Consider the following 24,128-nt stretch of genomic DNA (forward strand, 5'->3'; position numbering starts at 1 on the left):
ATCAAATCTGTGCGCTGGAAATTTCCGGCTCTTCGTCGGGCACCTCGCCCGGCTCGAACTCGTTGAAGCAGCCAAGTTGGCGCTTGAACTGGTCGATCAGCCAGGCCGCCGCCGGATTCGGGCTGCGGTCGGCGCGGTGCATGGCATAGAGCGGCGAACGCACCTCCCTGAAAGGCTCGAGGTCGAGTTCCACGAGACGGCCGGTAGCCAGATCGTCAGCGATCAGCCAACGCGGCAGCCCGCCCCAGCCCAGCCCCTCACGCATCAACATATGTTTGGTGCGCAGGTCCGTCAGTCGCCAGGTTCGGTAGGCGAAGACGCCAAAATCGCGCCCCTTGGTACGCTCGGACTGGTCGGTGACGACGAGTTGTGTGTGTTCGCGCGCGTCCTCGATCGCTACCGGTTTGGGCAGCAGCGCCAGCGGGTGGCTGGGCGCGGCTGCCAGCACTATCGACATGAAGCCTATACCCACCAGGTGGACGTCGACATCGCCCAGCAGGCCGCCAATACCGAGATCGGCCTGGCCACCGACAACGTGGTCGGGGATTAGGCCGAGTGTGCCGATGTGCAGGCGCAGCATCACGGTCGGAAATTGCGCCTCAAACGCCTTGAGCACCCGCACCAGCACTGGCGAAGGCAGCGCCGCATCTACCGACAGCGCGACTTCCGCCTCCAGCCCCCGATGGTGACCATCGACGCGTGAGCGTATGCGGTGCAGCACGCCGATCATCCGCCGCGCGTCTTCCAGCATCGCCCGACCGATCTCCGTCAGCTGCGGCTCTCGCGTGCCCTCGCGCTCGAACAGCTTCAGCCCAAGCTGCGCCTCGAGATTGGCGATGCCGTAGCTGATGACGGATTGCGCCCGGTTAAGCTTGCGGCCGGCAGCGGAAAAACTTCCGGTGTCGGCAACGGCCACGAGGATCTGAAGCTGGTCGAGTGTCGGGTTGGGTTGCATTATTGTATCTAATTAATGGATGGATCGTATAGAAAATATACCAGTTTATCTGATGGATCGAAAGCCCATATGTAGCGGGACAATCCAATTCCACTGGAGAGACCCACCATGTCCATTCTTCTCGTCACGTCGAGCCCGCGCGGCGCGGCCTCGCACTCGACCCGTATCGCCACCGAATTCGCTCAGAAGCTGCTCGCCGCCGACCCGTCGAACACGCTTGTCGTGCGCGACCTCGTCGCCAACCCGCTGCCGCATATCGATACCGACTATGCGACCGGCATATACACCCCTGCCGAAGCCCGCACGCCGCGTCAGGCCGAAGTGGTCGGGGTCTCGGATGCCGTGCTCGACGAACTGTTTGCCGCCGACACGGTGATCCTGGCCACCGGCTTCATCAACTTCAACATCTCCTCGACGCTGAAGTCCTGGGTCGACCATGTCGCCCGATCCGGCAAAACCTTTGCTTACGGCGAAAATGGCCCCAAAGGCCTCGTCACCGGCAAGAAGGTCTATATCGTGCTGGCATCCGGCGGCATCTACTCGGAAGGCGCGGCTGTGCAGTTCGATCACGCCGTTCCTTATTTGCGCTCGGTGCTCGGCTTCATCGGCATGACCGACGTCGACGTCATCCGCATCGAAGGCGTCGCCAAGGGTCCTGACGCAGTCAGCGAAGCGCTCGCCAAGGCAACCGCCAAGGTCGACGCCGTGGTGGCTGCCAGCCGGGATGTCGCGGCAGCCGCGTAAAAGCTCTGATTGCCAACCAGATCGAAGGCAGGCGCCCGCGCCTGCCTTTTTTGGCCTATCCAATGATGTGCCGCAGCAGTCCCGCCGAAGCGACCCCGATCAGCACGGTCGGCAGCATCGAAAATCGCGTGGCGGCAATCAGCGTGACGGCCAGAGCCAGAAGATCGGCCGGGTTTTTCGAGACGAAGGCAGGCGCGATCACCGAGATCAGCACGCAGCCGGGCGCCGCCTCCATCACGGCCGTTGCCCGCGCGCTGAGCACCCGATTGCGCAGCACGACATAGCCGCCGACGCGGCTGAGGTACGTGACACCGGCCATCAGCACGATGGTGAGAAGCGTCTGCGCGTCGATCATGCCTCATCCCTCCACAACAGCCAGGCCGAGACCAGCCCCGCCAGCGCGCCCGCCGCTACATACCAGGCGCCGGGAACGAAAAGGTAGGTCAGCGCCGCGATGATCAGACTGACCAGCCACGGCCGCGCAGCGGCAACATCCTTCCACATGCCGCGCAGCAGTACCAGGAAGACGGCCGCGAACGCCATGTCGAAGCCGTAGGTCTCGGCTTCGCCCAGCACCGGCCCGAGCAAGGCGCCAATTGTGGTGAAGGCCACCCAGGTCAGGTACATCGCCACTGCCGCGCCCATATAGTAGCGCGGGCTGAAGGCTGGCGCGACGCCGTCGGCGGCGCGCCGTTTGGCGTCGGCCAGGCCGAGCGCCCAGCTTTCGTCGCACATGAAGAACAGCGCGGAAAACGCCTTGCGCCGCGGCAGGTCGCGCAGGAACGGCGCCAGTGCCGCCCCCATCAGGAGATGGCGGCTGTTGACCAGGAAGGTAATGGCGACGATGAGCAGGACATGCGGCGGCGACGTCCACAGCTGGATCGCCGCGAATTCCGAGCCGCCGGCGAAGTTCAGTCCCGTCAGCAGCGACAGTTCTGCGGTGCTGAGCCCCCTTTGTGTGGCCTGTGCACCAAGCACCAGCGCATAAGGGATGGTGCCGAACAGCACGGGCGCGCAGGAGGCCACGCCGCGCCGGAACTCGGAGTTCAGTCCGCCGCCCGCCGCCGATCTGGTCTCTGCAATGCTCATGATCTTCCTCCGGCCGCGCCGCGCGGCCGCCTCTGCCGGTTCCGTTGGATGCCGCTGATGTCAGGGCAACCATAGCCGCCAGGCCTCGCAATTTGGTTGCGAAGATTGTTGTCTTTTACCAGATTTTGGCATCTTATGCCATGAATCAACAGATAAACGGAATTTAGAGCCATGAAACTTGACGAGATCGACAGGCGCATCCTGCGGGCACTGCAGCGCGACGGGCGCATGGCCAACAATGAACTGGCCGCTGAAGTCGGCCTGTCGCCGTCGCCGTGCCTGCGTCGCGTCAAGCTCCTGGAGGAGGCCGGCGTCATCGACCGCTACGTCGCAGTGCTCAATCCGGCCCGCATCGGCAAGGGCCTGACCTTCTTCACCCGCATCTGGCTGAAAGCGCAGGACGAAGACACGATCGAGCATTTCGCCACCGAAGTGGCCAAGCTGCCGCAGGTGATGGAATGTTATCTGATGCTCGGCGACTGCGACGCCATGGTGCGCGTGGTGGCGGCCGGCATCGACGACTACCGCCGCTTCCAGTCGGAACATCTCAGCCGCATCAGGGGCGTGCAGAACGTCAAGACCGACGTTCCCAGCCAGACCATCAAATACACATCGGAACTGCCGATCTAGGCGCCGGGGAATGGCCCATCCCGGACTGGATAAAAAATGCAACCGGATTGTAGGATTGGTGCCGGCGCCGGCGTCCTTCGGACGCAAGCGGCAGGCCAAGTCAGGCCGTGCCGCACAACAAATGCCTTACGGCATGGGAGAAAACCATGAACCTTTCCTATCGTTGGGTCATTGTCGCGGCCGGCGCGCTGATGTCCTGTGTCGCCATCGGCACCATGTTTTCGCTGGCGATCTTCCTCGAGCCGATGGCGCTCGATACCGGTTGGTCACGCGCCGGCATATCGAGCGCGATGACGCTCAATTTCCTGGTCATGGGCCTTGGCGGCTTCGCCTGGGGCGCGCTGTCGGACCGCTTCGGCGCCCGCATCGTCGTCACGATCGGCGCGTTGCTTCTCGGCCTGGCCTTGGTGCTGGCCAGCCGCGCGGGCTCGCTTATCACCTTCCAGATCACCTTTGGCGTGCTCGTCGGGCTCGCGGCCAGCGCCTTCTTCGCACCGATGATCGCGCTTACAACAGGCTGGTTCGACACCAATCGCGGCCTTGCCGTGTCGCTGGTCTCGGCCGGCATGGGCGTCGCGCCGATGACGATCTCGCCCTTCGCCCGCTGGCTGATCTCGGCCTATGAATGGCGCACCGCCATGTTCGACATCGGCATCATGGCTTGGGTGCTGCTCCTGCCGGCGGTGCTTCTGGTGCGCCAGCCACCGAAGCCTGTCGTGACCGACACCGGCTCCTCGCCGGTTGCCGAGGGCGCCGGCCTGAGCGTCGGCCAAGCGCTGCGCTCGCCGCAATTCATCGTGCTGGGGCTGACCTTCTTCGCCTGCTGCGCGGCGCATTCGGGGCCGATTTTCCACATGGTCAGCTATGCCATGCTGTGCGGCGTGGCGCCCATGGCCGCCGTCTCGATCTACAGCGTCGAGGGCCTTGCCGGGCTTGGCGGGCGTCTGCTCTATGGCGTGCTCGCCGACAGGCTTGGCGTCAAGCCGGTGCTGATCGCCGGCTTGTTGATCCAGGCCGTGGTGATCGCCGCCTATCTCTCGGTCAGCCAGCTCGACCAGTTCTACATGCTGGCCGTCATCTTCGGCGCCACCTATGGCGGCGTCATGCCCCTCTACGCGGTGCTGGCGCGCGAATATTTCGGCCAGCGCATCCTGGGCACCGTGTTCGGCGCCGCGACCATGCTGTCCAGCCTCGGCATGGCGCTCGGCCCGCTGGCCGGCGGCATGGTGTTCGACGCCTACGCCAACTACCATTGGCTGTTCATCGGTTCGGCCCTCATCGGGCTGGGTGCGGCAGGCATCGCCATCGCCTTCCCGCCACTGCCGCGCAGAGCGTTGCAGCCGGCATAGCGGAGCAAACGAAAGGGCCGGCCCAGGATCTGGGCCGGCCCTCGGGTCTGTCGAATTCTTGAGCTGTTCGTCGGCGCCTACCCGAACATCCGCTCGCCCTGCTCGTCGACGAGCTGGATGCCCTTCTTGATCGAGATGTCGACGGCATCGTCCAACCCGGCGAAGCGGTCGGCGCGGATGAATCTGTGTTCCTTCAGGACGCCGTCGACATCCTTGGAGACGACGCCGCAGGTCTGGTACTGGCCATCGGCCTTGTAGGGCGTGGCGCTGATCGTGAAACCCTTGTGCTCGACCTGCTTGGCCGGTGCGGCGCTCTTTGGCTCGGCCGCTTCATCACCGCCACCGCCGAAAAGACGCTTCAGAAAAGACATCGGACTTCCTCCAACAGCATTCATCCCGCACCACATAATCTGGCGCGGGATGAATTTCACTATCGCTCCTTGCCTGAACGGGCAAGGGCCGTGCCGGTTGGACCGAAGCCGGGTTATTTGCGCGACAGCGCTTCGAGCGCCGCGGCGGCGTCTTCGAGGATGCTCATCGCCTCGGCCTGCTTGTCCGCCGGCGCATCGACGATGTCGCTCAGCGCGGCGCGCAGCCGGTGGCGCAGCGCACGGAATTCGTCGCGCTTTTCCGAACGGCCGCCTCGGCCGTCGCGCCGATCCTCGCTATCGTCGTTCCAGCCGAACCAGTCGCGCGCCTTGGCCATCTTGCGGCCGAAGCGCTCGAGATGGTCTAGCACGCCGTCGATCATCTCACGGTTGTCGGCAAGATGCGCCTGCCCGGCCTCGGTGATCGAAAACACCTTCTTGTTGCCTTCGCTCGAGGACACGGCATAGCCTGCCTCTTCCAGGAAGGTCAGCGTCGGGTAGACCACGCCCGGGCTCGGGCTGTAGATGCCGCTGGTGCGCTCCTCCAAGGCCTTGATGATGTCATAGCCATGGCGTGGCGCCTCGGCCAGCAGCGACAGCGTGATCAGCTTGAGGTCGCCGTCGGCCAGCATGCGCCCGGCGCGGAACATGTCGCCCGGGCCGCCGCGTCCGCCGCCCCTGCCATGGCCGAACGGGCCAAAGCCGCCGCCCCCGCCTCTGCCGCCAAATTTGCCGGCCATGTGCATGAAGACGCGCTCGGCGCGATCGCCAAAATGATTGTGTCCGTGCATTGATTGCTCCTTGAGTTATATCTTACGACATATCTTAGCTAGGCACACGCCAGCGTGGAGTCAAGATATATCTTACGATGTATCGGGCCGGAAGCGAACAGCATCTGTCGGACGCCGATCCGTCGGTCGCGCTCGAACATGCGTTCATCATGATTGGAGTAGCCGGCGCTACCAGCGGCCGTTGCGCCGGTTCCAGGCATAGAGCAGGTCGGCGAAGCGGTCGTAGCCGAAGCGAGCGAGCGGTAGCGTAAGGGCGTTGCCGAGCAGCTTTGCCAGCCAGCCCTCGCCCGGCGTCAGCGCCCACACGGCGATGGCGACATCGGCGCCGACCAGCAGCCTGCCCTGAGCATCGGTCGCGTGCAGCCGGCGGCGGATGTCTTCCAGCGAAGCGCCAAATCCGGCCAAGGCTGCCGGTTCATGATTGATGTCGCGAAATTCGATCCGCCCGGCCTTGACCGCCTCGATCAACCGCCGCTTCTGCCTGGCAATGCCGGCATCGCAGACCGGGCAGCGCGTGTTGTACCAGACGGTCAGCAATGGCCTGGTTCTGCTGTCGATCACTTCAGGCCCATCGCCGTCTTCGACCCGACGCATTTGTTGTCGCGAAACAGCGCCCACTCTTCGCACAGCCGCCGATTGGGCAAGCGGCAAAATCCATATTCATTGCCAGCCTTGTCCTTCTTGATCATCAGGCGCCCGCCGATCTCTCCGCAATGGACCGATGCGGGATTGGACATGCCGACCGGTTTTTGCGGGGCAGTGTGGGCATCGATCGGCATCGACGACCACGCGGCAAGGCTGATAGCCAATATCGAAACTTTCTTCATCGCGATCTCCGCTGGCTGCACTCTATCACGATGGAGCGCACCGTCTTGCCGCAAGGCGCCGTCGAGCCGGCACCTGCTCATCGGCTCCGGAACGTCCCGATTTGCATCATCCAAGCGACGAGATGATCTCGCGGTAAGCAAGCTCCGGGAAAGCCTTCAGGGTCCGTGACTTGACGTTGCCGCCCGCGGCCAGCATCAGCGCGAAACGCGCCAGCACCGCATCGTCGGGCGCTTCGACCACCGCCACCATGTCGAATTCGCCCATGGTCAGGTAGAACGACTTGAACGATCCCCCCATCTCGCCCAGCTGCGTCTTGGCGGCATCGAGGCGCTTGGGGGATTCGCGCACGTTCTTCGCGCCCTGCTCGGTCCAGTTCATCAGCATGATGTAAGTCGTCATGGCACGCCTCCTCCGGGGCCACGGAGCACGGTGCTCAGGCCATGGCGATGTCGACACGGCCTCGACCGGGGCGGGCTTCCCGGGCTGTCGCCCAGAAAAATGCATCCGACACGAAATTATCCTCCCTAAGGGCGCGTGCCGCAATGGCGAGCGCCAAAGAAAAAGGGCGCCACGATGGGCGCCCTTGATCTCTTCACAATCGGTAGGCCTCAGCTATCCAGGAAGCTTCTAAGCTTGCGCGAGCGGCTCGGGTGCTTGAGCTTGCGCAACGCCTTGGCTTCGATCTGGCGGATACGCTCGCGGGTGACCGAGAACTGCTGGCCGACTTCCTCGAGCGTATGGTCGGTGTTCATGCCGATGCCGAAGCGCATGCGCAGCACACGCTCCTCGCGCGGCGTCAGCGAGGCGAGCACGCGCGTGGTGGTCTCGCGCAGATTGGCCTGGATCGCCGCGTCGATCGGCAGGATCGCCATCTTGTCCTCGATGAAGTCGCCCAGATGCGAATCCTCCTCGTCGCCGACCGGCGTTTCGAGCGAGATCGGCTCCTTGGCGATCTTCAGCACCTTGCGCACTTTTTCGAGCGGCATTGCGAGCTTCTCGGCCAGTTCCTCCGGCGTCGGCTCGCGGCCGATCTCGTGCAGCATCTGGCGCGAGGTGCGCACGATCTTGTTGATCGTCTCGATCATGTGCACCGGAATGCGGATGGTGCGCGCCTGGTCGGCGATCGAACGCGTGATCGCCTGCCTGATCCACCATGTCGCGTAGGTCGAGAACTTGTAGCCGCGGCGATACTCGAATTTGTCGACGGCCTTCATAAGGCCGATATTGCCTTCCTGGATCAGGTCAAGGAACTGCAGGCCGCGATTGGTGTATTTCTTGGCGATGGAGATTACGAGGCGCAGATTGGCCTCGACCATTTCCTTCTTGGCGATAGCCGCTTCGCGCTCGCCCTTCTGCACCTGGTTGACGATCTTGCGGAATTCCAGGATCGAGATGGCCGTTTCCGTGGCCAGATTCTGGATCTCGGCGCGCAGGTCCCTGATCGCGTCCTTCTCGTTCTTGGTGAACTCCTTCCAGCCGCGCGAGGTCAGATTGGCAATTGAGCGCGTCCAGTTCGGGTCGAGTTCGGAGCCCTGATATTCCTTCAGGAACTCCTCGCGGCGCACGCCATAGCTTTCGGCGAGACGCAGAAGCTTGCCCTCGTTCTGCACCAGGCGCTTGTTGATGTCGTAGAGCTGCTCGACCAGCGCCTCGATGCGCGCCGTGTTGAGCGACAGCGACTTCACCGCCTTGATGAGCTGATCCTTCAGCTCCTTCAAGCGGCGGTCCTGGCTGGGCGACAGCGTGCCGGCCGCGGCCAGCCGGTTCTCGACCTGCTGATCCTGCAGCTTGCGCAGCTTCTTGTAGGTGTCGGCGATGACGTCGAGCGTTTCCATGACCTGCGGGCGCAGCTCGGCTTCCATTGCCGCCAGCGACAGGCTGGCCTCGTCCTCGTCCTCCTCGTCGTCATCTCCGATGCCGCGCGTGTCGGCGCCGACATTGGTGATGTCGTCTTCATCGTCGCGTCCGCGGCGCGGCTTTTCCTCGACCTTGGGCGCTTCCTCGACGCGCTCCACCACCGGCGCCTGCTTGGCCTCGGGGCCGGCATAGGTGGCTTCGAGGTCGATGATCTCACGCAGCAGGATCTTGGATTCGTTGAGCTCGTCGCGCCAGATGATGATGGCCTGGAAGGTCAGCGGGCTTTCGCACAGGCCCGCGATCATCGTCTCGCGGCCGGCCTCGATGCGCTTGGCGATGGCGATTTCGCCCTCGCGCGACAACAACTCGACCGAACCCATTTCGCGCAGGTACATGCGCACCGGATCGTCGGTGCGGTCGGTCGGCTCTTTCTTCGTGGTTGTGGCGGCGACGGCGGTGCCGGTCTGCTCGGCCAGCTCGTTGGCGTCTTCCTCGGCATCCGCCGCGGTGTCGCCGGCCTCGGCCTCTTCGCCCTGCTCGTCGTCCTCGACGACGTTGATGCCCATGTCGGACAGCATCGCCATCGTGTCCTCGATCTGCTCGGAGGTCACTTCCTCGGAGGGCAGCACCGAATTCAGCTCGTCCATGGTGACATAGCCGCGCTTCTTGGCGGCCTTGATCATCTTCTTGACAGCATCATCGGAAAGGTCGAGCAGAGGGCCATCGGTGGCGCCTTCGCGTTCGGTCTCGACCTCTTCCTTTTCCTTTGTCGCCATAGTCTTTATCTTCTCCTAGCGGCCCGACATCGAGGCCGCGCAAGCTGTCGGACCGGTCAAATCGGCTGGGCTCGCTTTTGCAACGCGCTTCACCGGGCCAATAACTGCATCATCTCTTTGTTGGTGCCCTGTCGTCGCCCAAAACCGATTTCCATTTTTGGGCGACATGCATTAAGTCCAGATTAACCCTGATATCTGTGGCAGGCTGGCTGCCTGTCCAGTGACCAAGACCTCACATCGCTGCTTTTCCCGTCGACGCGGGTGCGGGTTAACGTTTCGAATCGTCCTGATTCCGCCATTCTGCCGGAAGGTCAAGCGCCTCTCGCATGATTCGCATGAAAAAAGCGAATCAATTACCCGACTTAGCGCGGTCCGGCTCTAGAAGATCCATGACAACGCCGTCATTCCTGCACTTGCTGGCATGAGCCCGTCCCAACCCTCGGGCCGAAATGAGCTCCGCCTTTCTTCTGCTGGAGTATGATCGTTCCCGAAAACCGGGTCCCGCTTTTCGGAACCATGCTTCAGGCCCGACCAGCCCTGCCCGACGAAACACCGAAACCTTCGATCAGCGCTTCCGTCGCTTGTACATCCCGAAATTGCGCTTGAATTTCGATCAGATGGCGGAAATTCTCGTCCGACGGATCCGCATCCATCGCCGCTTCCGCCTGTTTCAGCTCCTTATGTAAGGTGCGCGCGCTACGCTGCAAGTGCAGCGCCTGGTTCAGAGCGTCGCGGGCGTCCTCGAGCGCTGCCGTCTCCAGCGCCGGCCACTGCCGCGCTCGCCTGATCAGGCCGACGGCACGCTCCCAGATCTCGGCGCAGCCGGCGCGTTCGATCGTCGCCACCACGGCGTGGCGGTCATTGGCCATGTCATGTGCCATCGCGTCGAGGATGGCGCCGTGCAGCCGCTTCAGCTCGGAATTGGCGAGATCGAGGAACTCGACATGGGCGAAATTCTCGTCGATCAGCGCCGGGTGGTTGACCAGTGCGACGATGATCGTCGCCTCGCGCACCGACATGCCTTCGCTGCCGCGCTTGACCAGTGCCGACTGGCCGAGGCTTTCCGTGATGGCGATGCGACCACCGCCGGCCTTGGCGAATTGTCCGCCGGGAGCGGGCGCCTTGCCCTGCCCCGGTTTCCAGTCCGGACGACCTTGCCGCGTTCCGCGCTGAGAACCGAAGAAGCTCAGCACGCGCTCGCGCATCTCCTGCTGGTAGTGATATCGCAGGCTTTCATCACGGATGCGGCTGGTCAGTTCGCGCAGCCGCTTCTCCAGTTCGGCCCGGCGCTCCGGCGTGTCGAAGACGCCGCCCGCCGTCTCGCGCATCCATAACAGATCGGCAAGAGGACGCGCTTCCGCCAGCACGGCGCGGAAGGCATCCGGCCCCTCCGCCTTGACCAGGTCGTCGGGATCCTTGCCTTCCGGCAGCAGCGCGAAGCGTGCGGTGCGCCCCGCCTGGACTACGGGCAGCACCATGTCGGCGGCCCGCCATGCCGCCTTCAGCCCGGCCTTGTCGCCGTCGAAGCACAGCACCGGCTCGGCGGCCATACGCCACAACAGTTCGAGTTGGTTTTCGGTAAGCGCCGTGCCGAGTGGCGCCACGACATTCTCGAAGCCGGCCTGCGCCAATGCGATGACATCCATATAGCCTTCGACGGCGATGACCGTGCCGCCCTTGGCCAGCGCTTTTCGCGCGCGGGCGAAATTGTAGAGTACGTTGCCCTTGTGGAAGAGCTCGGTATCGGGCGAGTTCATATATTTGGCGAGCGCATCCGGCGCCAGCGCTCGCCCGCCGAAAGCGATGATCTTGCCGCGCGAATCCGGAATCGGGAACATGATGCGGTCGCGGAACCAGTCATAGGAAACCGGAATGTCGTCGCCATGGCGCACCAGCCCACAGGCCTCGATATCGGCCTTCGGCACGCCCTTTGCGGCCAGATGCTCCTTCAGCGCATTGCGGCTGTCGGGCGCATAGCCCAGCCGGAACGCATGCTGCGTCGCAGGCGTCAGTCCGCGGTCGCGCAGATACGCACGGGCTTTGGCGCCCTCCGCGCCCTGTAGCCGCTCCTGGAAAAAGGCAGTCGCCATTTCCATGACGTCGGTAAGGCTGGCGCGTTCCTTCTCGCGCCGCTCCTCCTGCACGTCGCGAACCGGCATCGGCACGCCGGCCATGTCTGCGATCTTCTCGACCGCCTCGGGAAAGCTCAGTCCGTCAAGTCCGGTCAGGAACTTGAAGTGATCGCCCGAGACCGAGCAGCCGAAACAATGGTAGCGGCCCTTCTTGTCCTCGCAATGGAAGGATGGGCTCTTCTCGCCATGAAACGGGCAGCAGGCCCAATAATCGCCGCGTGACGCATTGGTCTTCTTGCGATCCCAGGCGACGCGCTGGCCGATGACCTGCGAAATCGGCACGCGGTCGCGTATCTCGTCGAGGAAGGCGGGCGGAAAGCGCATCGGGGAACTCGTTTATCCCCCATATAATCATGCCCGCGAAGTCCGGCGACCCCTAATGCTGACGATGCCCGGTTTCCACAGGGCAAAAGGAAAGGCGGCCGTTGCGGGCCGCCCTTCCTCCAGTCTGGCACTATCGGGACTTTACTGCGCGGCGATGGCGCCAAAGATGATGCCGGAGAGGGCGCCGACCAGCACATAGTCATTGCCGACGCGGATCCATTCCTGGCCACGGCCCGGACGATGCAGGCCGTAGCGCCCATAATCGCGGACCGGCTGATGCTGCCGCCAGCCGGAATATTTCTGGCCATTGCGCCAGTTGTTCCGCTTCACGACGACCTTCTTTTGAATGATGCGCTTCTGGATGACCCGCTTCTGGATGACGCGCTTCCTGACATCCCGGTTGGTGGGCTTCTGCCAGTCGACATTGGTATAGTTCGACTGCGGCGCGACCGGCGCATTGAGCGGCGCGGCCTGGCCCGTCAGGGACGTGGCGGCCAGCATCGAGAAAGCAAGACCGGAAAGAACGATGCGTTTCATGAAGGAATCTCCTTGGTTGTCGATGCCGCAGAAATAGCCGTCGAAGAATGAACCGAAACTGAACATGAGCATTACAATTCCGTAATAAATCCGAAGCTTTAGATCGATTGGTTGAACATCTTCGCAAATTCCGGGCGAAGGGCGGGCGGCAACACCGGCCGATCCGCCGCGTCAAGGCGGCGAGGCTCATGCAACCATTTCGGCATCCGTCCATTCTCCGACACGCCCCGTCGCGCGCCGGCAGCCCTTGAAATCGACAAATTTTTATTATCCGGCTAAAATATTCGAGCTATTATCGGCCAACGTCATGATCATGATTCGCACCCCTCCTCTTTCTCCCGACCGCCGCGCTGCCCGTGTCGCCGGCCTTGCCCGTATCGGTGCGCCGCAATGAGCGGCTCCGTGGTTCTCCTGCATCTGGCCGGCGCCGTGGCGCTGATGCTGTTTGCCACGCGCATGGTGAAGACCGGCGTCGAGCGCGCCTATGGCGACGTGCTGCGCCACAAGCTGCGCGCCACCATGCGCAATCCTGTCATGGCGGTGCTGGCCGGCACCGGCCTCGCTATAGCGCTGCAGAGCTCCACCGCCGTCACGCTGCTGGTCGGCTCCTTCGCGGGCTCCGGCATCGTCTCGGGCGCGGCCGGGCAACTGGCCGTGCGCGGCGCCGAGATCGGTTCGGCTCTGGTGGTCAAGCTGCTCACCTTCGATCTCACGCTGCTGGTGCCGCTTTGCCTGATCACCGGCACGGTCATGTTCATGGCCACCGAGCGGCGCGACTGGCGCCAGACCGGTCGCATCCTGGTCGGCATCGGCCTTTTGATCCTGTCGCTGGAAATGATCGGTCAGGCATCCGAGCCGCTGCGCAACAGCCAGTTGATGCCGGTCATCATCAATTACTTCTCCGGCGATTCCATCACCGCCTATCTGCTGGCGGCGCTGATCACCTGGCTGTTCCAATCGAGCATCGCCGCGGTCCTGTTGATGGCGACGCTGGCGGGCCGCGGCCTGATCACGCCCGAACTCGGCGTCGTCCTCATCCTGGGCGTCAATCTCGGTTCGTCGATCATCGCGCCCATGCTGACCCGCTCCTCCGGCCCCGAAGTGCGCGTCGTGCCGATCGGCAACCTCTTGATGCGCGGGCTTGGCTCGCTGGTCATGCTGATCCTGGTCATGATCTTCAGGCCGCATTTCGCGTTCCTTGGCGCGACGGCAGCGGACCAGATCGTCAATGCCCACATCCTGTTCAATGTGCTGATCCTGCTCGCCGGCCTGCCGCTGGCGGGTCTCGTCTACCGAGCCTCGGAGAAGATCGTGGCGCTCGGCACCAAGACGCCAGCCGCCACGCTCGACGTCGTCGAACTCTCGGCGCTCAACGAAAGCGCGCTCGACGTGCCGAGCCAGGCGCTGGCCAATGCCACCCGCGAGGTGGTGCGGGTCTGCGAGACGGTCGAGATCATGCTCAAGCGCATCATCGAGCTCTACGAGAGCGCCGATGCCGACAAGATCAAGGCGCTGGCCGCCCTTGACGACCGCGTCGACCGCAAGCACGCGGCGATCAAGCTCTACCTCGCCAAGGTCACCAAGAACCCGCTGACCGAGGACGAGGCGTTGCGCTGCCAGGAACTGATCGGCGCCTGCGTCAAGCTGGAGCAGGTCGGCGACATCATCGTGCGCAACATGCTGGTACATGTGAAGAAGAAGTTCGACCGTGGACTGGAATTCACCGACGAGGGTTGGAGCGAGCTGTGCGCCTTCCACGCTTCGGTGCTCGCCAATGCGCGGCTTGCCTTCAACGTGCTGGTGTCGCGCGATGCCGAGACGGCTCGCCAATTGGTGCAGGAGAAGGAACGGCTGCGCGACGCCGAAAAAGAGACCAGCGCCAGTCATTTCCTGCGGCTGCGCGAAGGCACTGCCAAAAGCGTCGAGACCAGTTCGATCCACCTCGACACCATCCGCGATCTCAAACAGATCAACTCGCTGCTGGCATCGATGGCCTATCCCGTGCTGGAAGAACGCGGCCTCCTCGGCGGATCCAGGTTGAAGGCGAGCTGATCAACGACATCTCTCCCTTCTTTGAGACACCTCATCCCCACCTCGCTTTGCGACGCCACCTCCCAACAAACAAGGGCAGAAGGAAGAGCGCCGCACTCTGCCGAAAAAATTGTATTGCGGCAGAATTGCATGGCGTCGGTCCTTCGGCGGCAAAATTGCCATTGCCGCGTTTCCATCGCTCGGGCTAGGCATATCAGCCAAAGCTTTCGGAGGAGATCGATGGACACCCATTCGCGCAGTTTCGCCAAGGCGCTTTCGTGGCGCGTGACCGGCACCATCGATACGATGATCATCTCGCTGGTGGTGACCGGAAGCGTCAAGCTGGCGGCCGCCATCGGCGTGACAGAAGTCTTCACCAAGTCGCTGCTCTATTATTTTCATGAGCGGGCATGGCTGAAGGTTCCTTATGGACGCAAGACCCCGTTCTGAACCCGGGGTCAAGATTTTGAACCCGGAGATCAAGAAAAGCTAAAGCGGCGACAAAAATTTCTGGATTGCCGGCAGCGCGCATCCGTGGTTTGAGGCCTGCATTCGAGGATTTAATTCCCGCCATGTCGCTTCCGCTCATCGCCCTGTTCATCGCTGCCTTCGCTTTCGGCACCACCGAATTCGTCATCGCCGGCGTGCTGCCGCAGGTGGCGCAAGGGCTTGGCGTTTCGGTTCCGACATCGGGCTATCTCGTCTCCGGCTATGCCTGCGGCATTGCCATCGGCGGTCCGCTTCTGGCACTTGCCACCAAGTCCTTGCCGCGCAAAACCTTGCTGCTCGGCCTCGCGGTCGCCTTCACCATCGGTCAGGCGGCCTGCGCGCTGGCGCCCGACTTCACCTCGATGCTGCTTCTGCGCATTGCCGTCGCAGTCGCGCATGGCGCTTATTTCGGCGTCGCCATGGTGGTGGCGGTCGGGCTGGTGCGCGAGGACCAGCGCGGCATGGCGGTGGCCGTCATCCTGTCGGGCCTCACCGTCTCCAACGTGATCGGCGTGCCGGCGGGCACTGCCATCGGCAACATCTGGGGCTGGCGCGCGACCTTCTGGGTTATGTGCGCATTGGGCGTGGCGGCCACGCTTGCCATGGCAGCCCTTTTGCCGCGCACCACAGGTTATCAGGCCAAACCCGCCGGCCTCGCCCGCGAGGTCCGCGTGCTTGCCCGCCAGCAGGTCTGGACCTCGCTGATCCTGATGCTGATGCTGATGATCGGCCAGTTCGGCCTGTTCACCTACATCACCCCGACATTGATCGAGATCACCGGCCTCGACGAGAACCTGGTGCCCTGGGTGCTCTTGCTCAACGGCGTCGGCGCCACGCTTGGCGTCTTCCTCGGCGGCAGGCTAGCCGACTGGAAGCTGATGCCCTCGCTGATCACCATGCTGGCCCTGCAGGCGGTGACGCTTGCGGTGATCTATGCCGTCAGCCCCTATCCCGTGCCGATGGTCGTGGCGATCGTCATCTGGGGCGGCCTCAACTTTGCCATCGGTACGCCGATCCAGACCCGCATCCTGTCCTGGACTGCGGATGCCTCGAACCTGGCCTCCTCGCTGATCCCATCCGGCTTCAATGTCGGTATAGCGCTCGCGGCATCGCTCGGTGCCGCCATGCTCAATGGCGGTTACGGTTATCGCAGCCTGCCGCTGCTTGGCGCTGTGGCGATGCTCGTCGCAGTCGCGGTGGCGCTCGCCTCGCACATCTGGGAGTGGCGCAGCAACGCCACGCCACCGCTGACGGCAGCGGCTGAGTAGATTATCCGCGTCAGGACATCCACCACCGATCATGCCTGATCCGGGCGTGCACCGGCGCAAGCACGACGCGATGAACAGTCATGTCTCGCCCGGCAGCTGCGCAGCTCCAACGCATTACAGATCGATGCGGAACCGCAGGCTCTCCGCTCCGCCATAGGCGGCATCTTCGAGGAAACGTTCGACCAGTCTGCCGCCGTTGGCCAGGATCACTTTGTGCGAGGCCGGATTGCCAGGTTTTGCGGTGATGTCGACATGAGCCAGGCCGACCGCCCTCGCCTCATCCAGCATAAGCCGCAGCGCTTCCGTCGCGTAGCCGCGTCGCTGTTTCCACGGCACCACGGCGTAGCCGATATGGCCAAGCACGTGCGGCGGCAGCGCCGACGTGCCCTTCTGCCAGCGCAGGCCGATCGAGCCTGACGTCTCGCCGTCCCACATCCAGCGCCTGAAGCCCGGCAGGCGCGGGACCTGTCTGCCGTCAGGCAAGGTGATCGGCGGCCCCTTGGCCTCGGGATCATCGAGGCTGGCCAGGAACGCCGCCGGATCCTCCTCGATTGCGGCAAGCTGCTCGCGAGCTGCCTCCATGAGCCGTACATTGTCGGGCGACCAGCCGCGCTCGAGCGCAGCCTTGTAGGACGCCAGATGCTTGAGCCCGGGCTTGACGATTTCGATCATGATCCATGCTCCCTCGCAGGCCAAGCAGGCATAGCGATGGCCACTGGAACGCTCAAGCGGGCTGGAAGCGGATCGCGCCCTTGTTGAGGAAACACGCTTTGCTGAACAGCGACAGATCCAGCGGGTTCGGTAGCCGAACGTCGCTGATATCGGGAAACGGCTTCGTTGACGGATCGTAGGAGCGGTCGATCTGCGAGATGAAGACCAGGATCACGCCCCTGTCACGCGCAAAAGCCTTCAATGTCCGGACCTGGTCCATCAGCTCCGGATTTTCCCGCTTCTGGTCGAGCAGTTGCAGATAGTCGATGACCGCGAGCGTCCCGCGCGCCACCGATCCCAACACCTCGACGATGTAGTCGGCGCTGATGGCTTCGGAAGTGTCGGACGCGAACAATCGGTCGAACTGGGCGGGGTCCGCCCCGATGGCGCGAAACCGGTCCAGCACATCGCGATGCGTGTATTCCAACGAGAAGAACACGCTGCGATGGCCACGCTCCATGGCTTCGACCGCGAGCTCGAGGCTCATCAGCGTCTTGCCGTGGCCTGGTCGCGCACCGACCAGAACCAGGTCGCCGGGCATCAGCCGCGAGAACAGCCTGCCGGCGGCCGTCGTCTCGGCTGCCTTGGCCGCAAGCAGACTCCAACTCGCAGAACCTTCGCGGGCTGCAACACGGTCAAGCGCCTGATGGAGCGGAATCTTCTCCTTGCGGGACAACAGCCTGGCTTGACGCTTCAGATGGTAAATGGGCGCAATCATCGCAAACCTCCTGGTGCGAGCAGTCTTCGCAACCCCTCCTTATGCTTGGTGCTCGAACAGTCGGTTCGATGATCGGATTGCCCCGCATGAATGATGCTTTCCCGACGGAGGGAGGAGGCGTGGGCGCGCCGGAATCAGACAATACCCCAATGCTGACCGGTCGAAAACGCGCATACGTGCCGGGAATGCTGAACAAGATGTGTTTCGCCGGCCGGCATAAGCCGATTTATGATCGTGCCGGGGGTGATTCACCGCCAAAACACAAACGCTTCGACAGGAGAACGGGTCTGGTGCGGTTGAGATCTATCCCGCTGGGTGTCGTCGCCAGCCTCTTCCTCGTTGTCGTCGCTTTGACGGCACGGTCCTTTGCCGCGCCCTCGGCCATTCCGGCCTGGCTGCAGGCCCATGTCGGCGAAGGTGATGGCCAGATCTCAGCTGTGGTCCTGGAGCGGGCCCGAGCGCTTTACCTGAAGAAAGTCGGCGCAGGAGCCGTTAACAATCCCTGCTACTTCGCCATGGATGCGACGCGCCCTAGCGATCTGGGCAACAACAAACTGGGTCACCGTTATTACATCATCTGCGAGGCCAGCCAGGCGTTTCGCGCCGTTTCGGCGGGCCACGGCAGCGGCCGGAATCTGAAGGGCGTCGCAGATTTCGCCAATGGCAAGCGCTGCGCGAAGAACTTCGGCAATGCGCTGGATTCGTCACTAACCGCCGGCGGCGCCTATATGACCGGCGAGGCGATAACCTCGTTCAAGGGCTATCATCGCACCGCAGCGAAGCAAGACGTGGCTTTCATGCGTACCTTCGTGCAGTTCGATGGCGAGGGCGAGGCCGCGAACGCCAGGCAGCGCGTGATCGGCGGGCATCCGGCGGAAGTGCTGAAGGGAATGTGTCTTCGCAAAGACCCGGCCAGCTCGCATGCCGACCATGACGGCTACGTGCCGTTCGGCAAACTGGTGGATTATGCCGGCGGCCGCAGCAATGGCTGCACCAGTTGGTCGGCGGCGGATGCGCGGCAGATCATCCCGATGGTGAAGGACAATCCGACGACGCTCTACATCTACCCTGAATCGCGCGACATCGCCGCCGTTGCGCAAATCGTGGCGGCGGGTCGTTCGCCGTCGGACGCTGGGCCCTATTGGAACGCATCCTGCCTGAAGGAAATCGGCTCTCCGAAATTCTGGCCGCGAAAGACGCTCGAGCCGATCATCGCCCAATACAGGAAAGACCACCCGGCACCGCCGCCGCAGCCGGTGCCGATCTGCAAGGAGCCTTGAGGTCCGTCCCGGCTCGGTGGATGCGGGGGCTACGGGATCGCATCCCTCAGCGCAGAAAATCGAACACCGCCTGAATGAAACCGGATGGATATTCGACGTTCGACAGGTGAACCGCCGGCAGGACGACCAGCTTCGCGCCGGGCACCGCCGCGGCGATCAGTTCGCTGTGGCTGGCCGCCGTCACCGTGTCGTGCTCGCCGGCGATCACCAGCGTCGGCCGCGAGATCAGCGCCACGGTGCGGCGAAGGTCGGCGTCGCGCACCGCCGCAAAGAGGCCCGCCAGGCCTTGCCGGTCGATGGCGAGCAGCATGGCGCGAAATTCCTCGATGACGGGCTCGTTGGCCGCCACCATTTTTGCCGGGAACCAATTGTTGAGGAACGTTTCGGCGGTTTCGGCCATGTCGGGCGCCTGCCGGACGGCGGCAATGCGCTCGTCGAAATGGCTTGCCGGTCCGAGATGCGACGAGGTGTTGCTCAGGATCAGCCGGTCGATCCGCTCCGGCGCGTGGATGCCGAGCCATTGCCCGACGAAGCCGCCCAGCGACAGGCCGAGGAAATGCACGCGGCCAAGGCCGAGCGCGTCGAGCAGCTCGATCACGTCGCCGCCGAGCCGATCGAGCGAATAGGCGCCGGCCGGCACGCTCGATCCGCCATGGCCGCGAAAATCATAGCGCAGAAGATGGAAATGCCTGGACAGCTCGCCGACCTGTCCATCCCACATATGCAGCGTGGTGCCGATGGAGTTCGACAGCATCAGCACCGGCTTTGCCGCATCGCCGTCGAAGCGGTAGGCGATGCGCGTGCCATCGCCAACAGTTACGAAATTCAGCTCATTCATGATGAAAGATCCTTCTGGAAGGGTTGAATGAGACAGAGCGTAGCCATGTCGTTGTTTTGTTGATATTACAAAGTCAGGACAATCTCTGTAATCAAAGCTGACATGGCTCACTTCACCTTGCACGACCTGCAGTGCTTCGACGCCGTGATCAGCACCGGCGGCTTTCAGCCGGCGGCGGCCCTGTTGCATCGTTCACACCCGGCTGTATTCGCCGCTGTCGCCAAGCTGGAACGGCAGCTCGACCTCGTTCTCCTGGACCGCAGCGGCTATCGCGTGCGCCCGACCGAGGCTGGGCTGTCGTTCCACCGCCGGGCGCAATCGCTGCTGCGCGAACTGGAAGGCCTGCGCGTGCATGCCGCCCAGCTCTCGATGGGCGAAGAAAACGAAATCCATGTGGTGATCGGCGACCTCTGCCCACGACCGCAGGTGCTGGGCCTGCTCGGGCGGTTCTTCGCGCAATGTCCCGGCACGCGTCTGCACCTGCACTTCGAGGCCGTCGGCGGCCCTTGGGAGCGTCTTTTCGACGACGAGGCCGATCTGGTCCTGCACTGGATCGACAAGGGCGATGCGCGGGTGGAATGGATCGACTTGTGCAAGGTGCCGTTCATTCCCGTGGTGGCACCGGGCTTTCTGCCGGAGCGCATCGAGCCGCCGATCACACCCGACCAGATGCAGGCGCTCACCCAATGCGTGATGCGCGACACTGCCCGCCATTCACCGCAACAAGATTACTTCATGGTCGAAGGCGCGCCGCAATGCCTGGTCGCCGACCAGGGCATGAAGAAGGAGATCATCCTGCAGGGCCTCGGCTGGGGCCACCTGCCACGCTTCCTGATCGAGGAGGAGCTGCGTGATGGACGCCTGCGGTCCATCGCCGGCCCTCATATGCCGGGCCGCACCGACGAACTGGTGGTGGCGCGCCGCCGCGACCGTCCCCACGGGCCGGTCGCCAACCGTTTGTGGGATCATATCCAGCAGGAGGCGCCGGCATTGCGCCACGCGTTGGAGCCCCAGAAGGTTGTTCCATAGGGCAGGCAAGCACCGACGGTCGCGCCGGCTACTGCAGCAGTCCCTTGACGATGCCGCTTGCCTTGCCGAAATCCATCTGGCCGGCATATTTCTGCTTCAGCGCCGCGATCACCTTGCCCATGTCTTTCTGGCTGGCGGCACCGGTCGCCGCGATCGCCTCGCGCGCCGCGGCGGTGATGGCGGCATCGTCGAGCTGCGTCGGCAGGAAATCGCGGATGATCTCCATCTCGCTGCGCTCCTGCGCGGCCAGTTCCGGACGCTTGCCGTCTTCGAAGGCCTTGGCCGATTCTTCGCGCTGCTTCACCATCTTGGCCAGGATCTGCAGGATCGCCTCGTCGCTGGCCGGCTCCTTGCCGGCGCCGCGATTGGCGATGTCGCGGTCGTGGATGGCGGCCTGTATCAGCCGCAATGTCGGCAGCCGGTGCTTGTCCTGCGCCTTCATCGCGCTCTTCAGGGATTCGGCGATTTTTGCGCGCATCGTGCTCTCTCCTTCGGTCGGCGCGGACAATAGCGCCGGGTGCAGGCCAACGCAAACCCTGATATGTCGAGGCAAGCCTATGATATTGCTCAATGAAATAAATCGCAGCGGCATTTCCCATCATCATTGACCGACCTGCCCCCTTCCCCTATGTACTGGGCCTTGCATGAACTGAAGCTTGAGTGCGTGGAGGCCGCGAATTCGCCGCTCCGCGCCGTTTGCCGCGCAAATAGCCCGCCGGGCCTGTTTGAAGCGCGCGGCCTGATAGGAGTGCCGCCATGGCCGACACCGCGTCCACCCCCGCTTGGGCCACCGAGAAACCGACGGCATTGCTGGTGCTGGCCGACGGCACCGTCATTGAGGGTCGCGGTCTCGGCGCAACGGGTTCGGCGGTCGCCGAGGTCTGCTTCAACACCGCGCTTACCGGCTATCAGGAGATCCTGACCGATCCGTCCTATGCCGGCCAGATCGTCACCTTCACCTTCCCGCATGTCGGTAATATCGGCACCAACGGCGAAGACATCGAGGACCTCAATCCGGCTGCTCGCGCCGGTGCCGTCGGCGCCGTGTTCAAGGCCGATGTCACCAATCCCTCCAACTACCGCGCTGCCGGCCATCTCGATCAATGGCTGAAGAAGCGCGGCATCGTCGCCCTCTCGGGCATCGACACCCGCGCGTTGACCGCGTTGATCCGCGAAAAGGGCATGCCCAACGCCGTTATCGCGCATGCGACCGACGGCGTCTTCGATCTCGACGACCTGAAACGCCGCGCCGCCGCGTGGTCCGGCCTGATCGGCCTCGACCTCGCCAAGGAGGTCACGTCAGGCCAGTCCTCGGTGTGGCGCGAGACGCCTTGGGTGTGGGACGAGGGCTTTGGCGAACAGGACGAGCCCTCCATGCATGTCGTCGCCATCGACTATGGCGTCAAGCGCAACATCCTGCGCCTGCTTGCGGGGCTTGGTGCCAAGGTGACCGTGGTTCCGGCCAAGACCGGCGCCGAGGAAATCCTCGCCATGCAGCCGGACGGCATCTTCCTGTCCAACGGCCCCGGCGACCCTGAAGCCACCGGCGCCTATGCCGTGCCGGTCATCCAGGACCTGCTCAGGACCGAGATTCCGGTGTTCGGCATCTGCCTCGGCCACCAGATGCTGGCGCTGGCGCTGGGCGGCAAGACCGCCAAGATGCATCAGGGCCATCACGGCGCCAACCATCCGGTCAAGGACCACACTACAGGCAAGGTCGAGATCGTCTCGATGAACCACGGCTTTGCCGTCGACGCCGACTCGCTGCCGTCAGGCGTCGAGGAAACCCATGTCTCGCTGTTCGACGGCTCGAATTGCGGCATCGCGCTGACAGGCCGGCCGGTGTTCTCGGTCCAGCACCACCCCGAGGCCTCGCCCGGCCCGCAGGATTCGCATTATCTGTTCCGCCGCTTCGTCAACCTGATCCGCGAAAAGCGCGGCGAGGAACTGCTGGCCGAACGGGCTTAGTTCCGACAGATCCTCATACTCGTGCCCCATCTCCCGCGACGCCTTTGGTGACGGTTCCGAGTGCCGCGGGCCTCGCCACTTTCGTAACGAAGACAACGAGCGCCAGCACTAGGAAAACCGCGCCAACCAGGTAAGGCGCGCCGCCGAAGGTCACTGGCGCGCTTGGCCCGGTGAACCAGGAAAAGATCGCGGTATAGAGCAGCGGCGTGACGATCGATGTGATCGAGAAGATCGACGTCATCGCGCCTTGTAATTCACCCTGCGCCGAAGGCGGCACCTTGGCGGCGGCGAGGCTCCTGAGCGGCGGGTCGGCCAGCGCTTCCAGGCAGCCGACGACGATCACCGCATAAATCATCCAACCCTGCGTCGCGAAGGCGTAGCCGAAAGCACTGAGCGCCGTGAACGCAAGACCGATCACCGCCGTCCTCCACTCGCCAAGCCTGGGAATGATGCGTGGCAGCACCGTTGCCATGACGACGGCGCCGCACAGGCCGAAAGCGCCGAGAGAAAGGCCGATCTGCTGCTCGTTCCAGCCATAGCGATAGTTGGAGACGAACGACCAGACCGCCGGATACATCATGTGGCCGAGCGTCATCAGGAAGAAGACCAGCCCGATCCAGCCAATGCCTTGATATTGGCGCATCTGAAGAAGCGTGCCGACCGGGTTGGCGCGTTTCCACTCGAAGCGCCGGCGGTGCTTTTCATCGAGCGTTTCGGGCAGCAGGAACAGCGCGATCAGGAAGTTCACAAAGGCAAGTCCGGCGGCGAAATAAAACGGCACGCGAGGCCCGAAGGTGCCGAGCAGCCCGCCAAGGACCGGCCCGATGACGAAGCCGACGCCGAAGGCGATGCCGAGCAGGCCGAAATTCTTGGCCCGGTTCTCATCGTTCGAGATGTCGGCGATGAAGGCTGATGTGGTCGAATAGCTGGCGCCTGAAATGCCGGCCAGCACGCGCCCGATGAACAGCATCGGGTAGGACCAGGCTATGGCGCAGATCAGATTGTCGATGGAAAACGTCAGCACGGAGGCGAGAAGGATCGGCCGCCGGCCGAACCGGTCGCTCAACCCGCCCATGATGGGCGCGAAGAAGAACTGCATGGCCGCATAGACGAAGAACAGCCAGCCGCCTTCGATCGCCGCCTGCGAGACGCCGACGCCGGTCAACTCTTGCAGATAGGCCGGCAGCACCGGCATGATGATGCCGAATCCGATGATGTCGAGGAGCAGCGTCGTGAAGACGAGCGCAAGCCCCCGCTTGGCGGTTTTGGGATCCATCATGGGTTCGTCTGCTCCTTCCCGGCGCCTGGCGCGCAGGCGGAGGCACTTATAGGCAAGCCGGCCGTCAGGAACAATGAGGGAACAAGCAGGACGTTCGCATCCTGACATCCCCTGACGACATCCTTGCCGTCAGGTCA

25 protein-coding genes are annotated in these 24,128 nt (G+C 63.5%); 9 read left to right on the forward strand and 16 right to left on the reverse strand.

Features of this window, described 5'->3' with window-relative positions; genetic code table 11:
- Window position 1 precedes the first annotated feature (1 nt).
- Complete coding sequence (locus FJ867_RS17950; protein WP_140818115.1) at window positions 2–955, reverse strand: LysR family transcriptional regulator; 954 nt, start codon at window positions 953–955, stop codon at window positions 2–4.
- A gap of 108 nt (window positions 956–1,063) precedes the next feature.
- On the opposite strand from FJ867_RS17950, the gene FJ867_RS17955 reads away from it, so the two are divergent.
- On the forward strand, window positions 1,064–1,699 hold the full coding sequence (locus tag FJ867_RS17955; protein ID WP_140495902.1) for an FMN-dependent NADH-azoreductase: 636 nt from the start codon (window positions 1,064–1,066) through the stop codon (window positions 1,697–1,699).
- A gap of 55 nt (window positions 1,700–1,754) precedes the next feature.
- Here the strand turns inward: FJ867_RS17955 and FJ867_RS17960 are convergent, their stop codons facing one another.
- Entirely contained in the window at window positions 1,755–2,054 is a 300-nt protein-coding gene (locus FJ867_RS17960; protein ID WP_140495903.1) for an AzlD family protein, read from the reverse strand.
- Entirely contained in the window at window positions 2,051–2,788 is a 738-nt protein-coding gene (locus FJ867_RS17965; protein ID WP_140555975.1) for an AzlC family ABC transporter permease, read from the reverse strand. Before FJ867_RS17965 ends, FJ867_RS17960 begins: the two co-directional genes overlap by 4 nt.
- Before the next feature lie 171 nt (window positions 2,789–2,959).
- Here FJ867_RS17965 and FJ867_RS17970 point away from each other — a divergent pair, with 171 nt between their 5' ends.
- Window positions 2,960–3,418, forward strand: a complete 459-nt coding sequence (locus FJ867_RS17970) for an Lrp/AsnC family transcriptional regulator (RefSeq protein ID WP_140524836.1) — start codon at window positions 2,960–2,962, stop codon at window positions 3,416–3,418.
- Window positions 3,419–3,564: 146 nt separating this feature from the next.
- A complete protein-coding gene (locus FJ867_RS17975) occupies window positions 3,565–4,767 on the forward strand; it encodes an MFS transporter (protein ID WP_140560661.1) in 1,203 nt (400 codons plus the stop codon).
- A 77-nt stretch (window positions 4,768–4,844) separates the two neighbouring features.
- Here FJ867_RS17975 and FJ867_RS17980 read toward each other — a convergent pair whose 3' ends face one another.
- From FJ867_RS17980 to FJ867_RS18015, 8 genes are all read right to left on the reverse strand, one after another.
- Window positions 4,845–5,138, reverse strand: a complete 294-nt coding sequence (locus FJ867_RS17980; RefSeq protein ID WP_140495907.1) for an HlyU family transcriptional regulator — start codon at window positions 5,136–5,138, stop codon at window positions 4,845–4,847.
- A 113-nt stretch (window positions 5,139–5,251) separates the two neighbouring features.
- Window positions 5,252–5,926 carry a PadR family transcriptional regulator gene (locus FJ867_RS17985; RefSeq protein WP_140516739.1) on the reverse strand — a complete coding sequence of 225 codons (675 nt, stop codon included), beginning with the start codon at window positions 5,924–5,926 and terminating at the stop codon, window positions 5,252–5,254.
- Window positions 5,927–6,094: 168 nt separating this feature from the next.
- Window positions 6,095–6,463, reverse strand: a complete 369-nt coding sequence (locus tag FJ867_RS17990) for a DCC1-like thiol-disulfide oxidoreductase family protein (protein ID WP_140524950.1) — start codon at window positions 6,461–6,463, stop codon at window positions 6,095–6,097.
- A 20-nt stretch (window positions 6,464–6,483) separates the two neighbouring features.
- Window positions 6,484–6,753, reverse strand: coding sequence for a DUF333 domain-containing protein (locus tag FJ867_RS17995; RefSeq protein WP_140666149.1), 270 nt, complete (start codon window positions 6,751–6,753; stop codon window positions 6,484–6,486).
- Between the two features lie 106 nt (window positions 6,754–6,859).
- On the reverse strand, window positions 6,860–7,153 hold the full coding sequence (locus FJ867_RS18000; RefSeq protein ID WP_140495910.1) for a GYD domain-containing protein: 294 nt from the start codon (window positions 7,151–7,153) through the stop codon (window positions 6,860–6,862).
- A gap of 209 nt (window positions 7,154–7,362) precedes the next feature.
- Entirely contained in the window at window positions 7,363–9,387 is a 2,025-nt protein-coding gene (rpoD, locus tag FJ867_RS18005) for an RNA polymerase sigma factor RpoD (protein WP_140495911.1), read from the reverse strand.
- A gap of 521 nt (window positions 9,388–9,908) precedes the next feature.
- The gene (gene dnaG, locus FJ867_RS18010) at window positions 9,909–11,843 is read right to left on the reverse strand and encodes a DNA primase (protein ID WP_140818117.1); all 1,935 of its coding nucleotides are present in this window, start codon (window positions 11,841–11,843) and stop codon (window positions 9,909–9,911) included.
- Window positions 11,844–11,984: 141 nt separating this feature from the next.
- A complete protein-coding gene (locus tag FJ867_RS18015; protein ID WP_140495913.1) occupies window positions 11,985–12,380 on the reverse strand; it encodes an RcnB family protein in 396 nt (131 codons plus the stop codon).
- Between the two features lie 390 nt (window positions 12,381–12,770).
- On the opposite strand from FJ867_RS18015, the gene FJ867_RS18020 reads away from it, so the two are divergent.
- From FJ867_RS18020 to FJ867_RS18030, 3 genes are all read left to right on the forward strand, one after another.
- Window positions 12,771–14,432, forward strand: a complete 1,662-nt coding sequence (locus tag FJ867_RS18020) for a Na/Pi cotransporter family protein (protein ID WP_140818119.1) — start codon at window positions 12,771–12,773, stop codon at window positions 14,430–14,432.
- A 219-nt stretch (window positions 14,433–14,651) separates the two neighbouring features.
- Window positions 14,652–14,861, forward strand: coding sequence for a DUF2061 domain-containing protein (locus FJ867_RS18025; RefSeq protein ID WP_140495915.1), 210 nt, complete (start codon window positions 14,652–14,654; stop codon window positions 14,859–14,861).
- Window positions 14,862–14,983: 122 nt separating this feature from the next.
- Window positions 14,984–16,168 (forward strand): MFS transporter, encoded by a 1,185-nt coding sequence (locus FJ867_RS18030; protein WP_140582014.1) that lies wholly within the window; start codon window positions 14,984–14,986, stop codon window positions 16,166–16,168.
- Between the two features lie 114 nt (window positions 16,169–16,282).
- On the opposite strand, the gene FJ867_RS18035 is transcribed toward FJ867_RS18030, so the two are convergent.
- Both FJ867_RS18035 and FJ867_RS18040 read right to left on the reverse strand, forming a co-directional pair.
- Window positions 16,283–16,840: a GNAT family N-acetyltransferase gene (locus tag FJ867_RS18035; RefSeq protein WP_140582017.1), complete on the reverse strand. Its 558-nt coding sequence runs from the start codon at window positions 16,838–16,840 to the stop codon at window positions 16,283–16,285.
- Between the two features lie 52 nt (window positions 16,841–16,892).
- Window positions 16,893–17,597, reverse strand: a complete 705-nt coding sequence (locus FJ867_RS18040; protein ID WP_140582020.1) for a DNA helicase — start codon at window positions 17,595–17,597, stop codon at window positions 16,893–16,895.
- Window positions 17,598–17,887: 290 nt separating this feature from the next.
- Between FJ867_RS18040 and FJ867_RS18045 the strand changes: the two genes are divergently transcribed.
- Window positions 17,888–18,877 carry a hypothetical protein gene (locus FJ867_RS18045; protein WP_140818255.1) on the forward strand — a complete coding sequence of 330 codons (990 nt, stop codon included), beginning with the start codon at window positions 17,888–17,890 and terminating at the stop codon, window positions 18,875–18,877.
- 46 nt (window positions 18,878–18,923) lie between these two features.
- Here FJ867_RS18045 and pcaD read toward each other — a convergent pair whose 3' ends face one another.
- Complete coding sequence (gene pcaD, locus FJ867_RS18050) at window positions 18,924–19,715, reverse strand: 3-oxoadipate enol-lactonase (protein WP_140818121.1); 792 nt, start codon at window positions 19,713–19,715, stop codon at window positions 18,924–18,926.
- 102 nt (window positions 19,716–19,817) lie between these two features.
- On the opposite strand from pcaD, the gene FJ867_RS18055 reads away from it, so the two are divergent.
- Complete coding sequence (locus FJ867_RS18055) at window positions 19,818–20,744, forward strand: LysR family transcriptional regulator (RefSeq protein ID WP_140818123.1); 927 nt, start codon at window positions 19,818–19,820, stop codon at window positions 20,742–20,744.
- A 28-nt stretch (window positions 20,745–20,772) separates the two neighbouring features.
- On the opposite strand, the gene FJ867_RS18060 is transcribed toward FJ867_RS18055, so the two are convergent.
- Window positions 20,773–21,222: a GatB/YqeY domain-containing protein gene (locus FJ867_RS18060; RefSeq protein WP_140818125.1), complete on the reverse strand. Its 450-nt coding sequence runs from the start codon at window positions 21,220–21,222 to the stop codon at window positions 20,773–20,775.
- Window positions 21,223–21,500: 278 nt separating this feature from the next.
- Here FJ867_RS18060 and carA point away from each other — a divergent pair, with 278 nt between their 5' ends.
- A complete protein-coding gene (gene carA, locus FJ867_RS18065) occupies window positions 21,501–22,712 on the forward strand; it encodes a glutamine-hydrolyzing carbamoyl-phosphate synthase small subunit (RefSeq protein ID WP_140818126.1) in 1,212 nt (403 codons plus the stop codon).
- A gap of 13 nt (window positions 22,713–22,725) precedes the next feature.
- Here carA and FJ867_RS18070 read toward each other — a convergent pair whose 3' ends face one another.
- Entirely contained in the window at window positions 22,726–24,099 is a 1,374-nt protein-coding gene (locus tag FJ867_RS18070) for a TCR/Tet family MFS transporter (RefSeq protein WP_281405953.1), read from the reverse strand.
- Window positions 24,100–24,128: the final 29 nt, after the last annotated feature.

It is taken from the genome of Mesorhizobium sp. B2-5-3, assembly GCF_006441005.1.
In the GTDB taxonomy this organism is placed as follows: Bacteria; Pseudomonadota; Alphaproteobacteria; order Rhizobiales; family Rhizobiaceae; genus Mesorhizobium.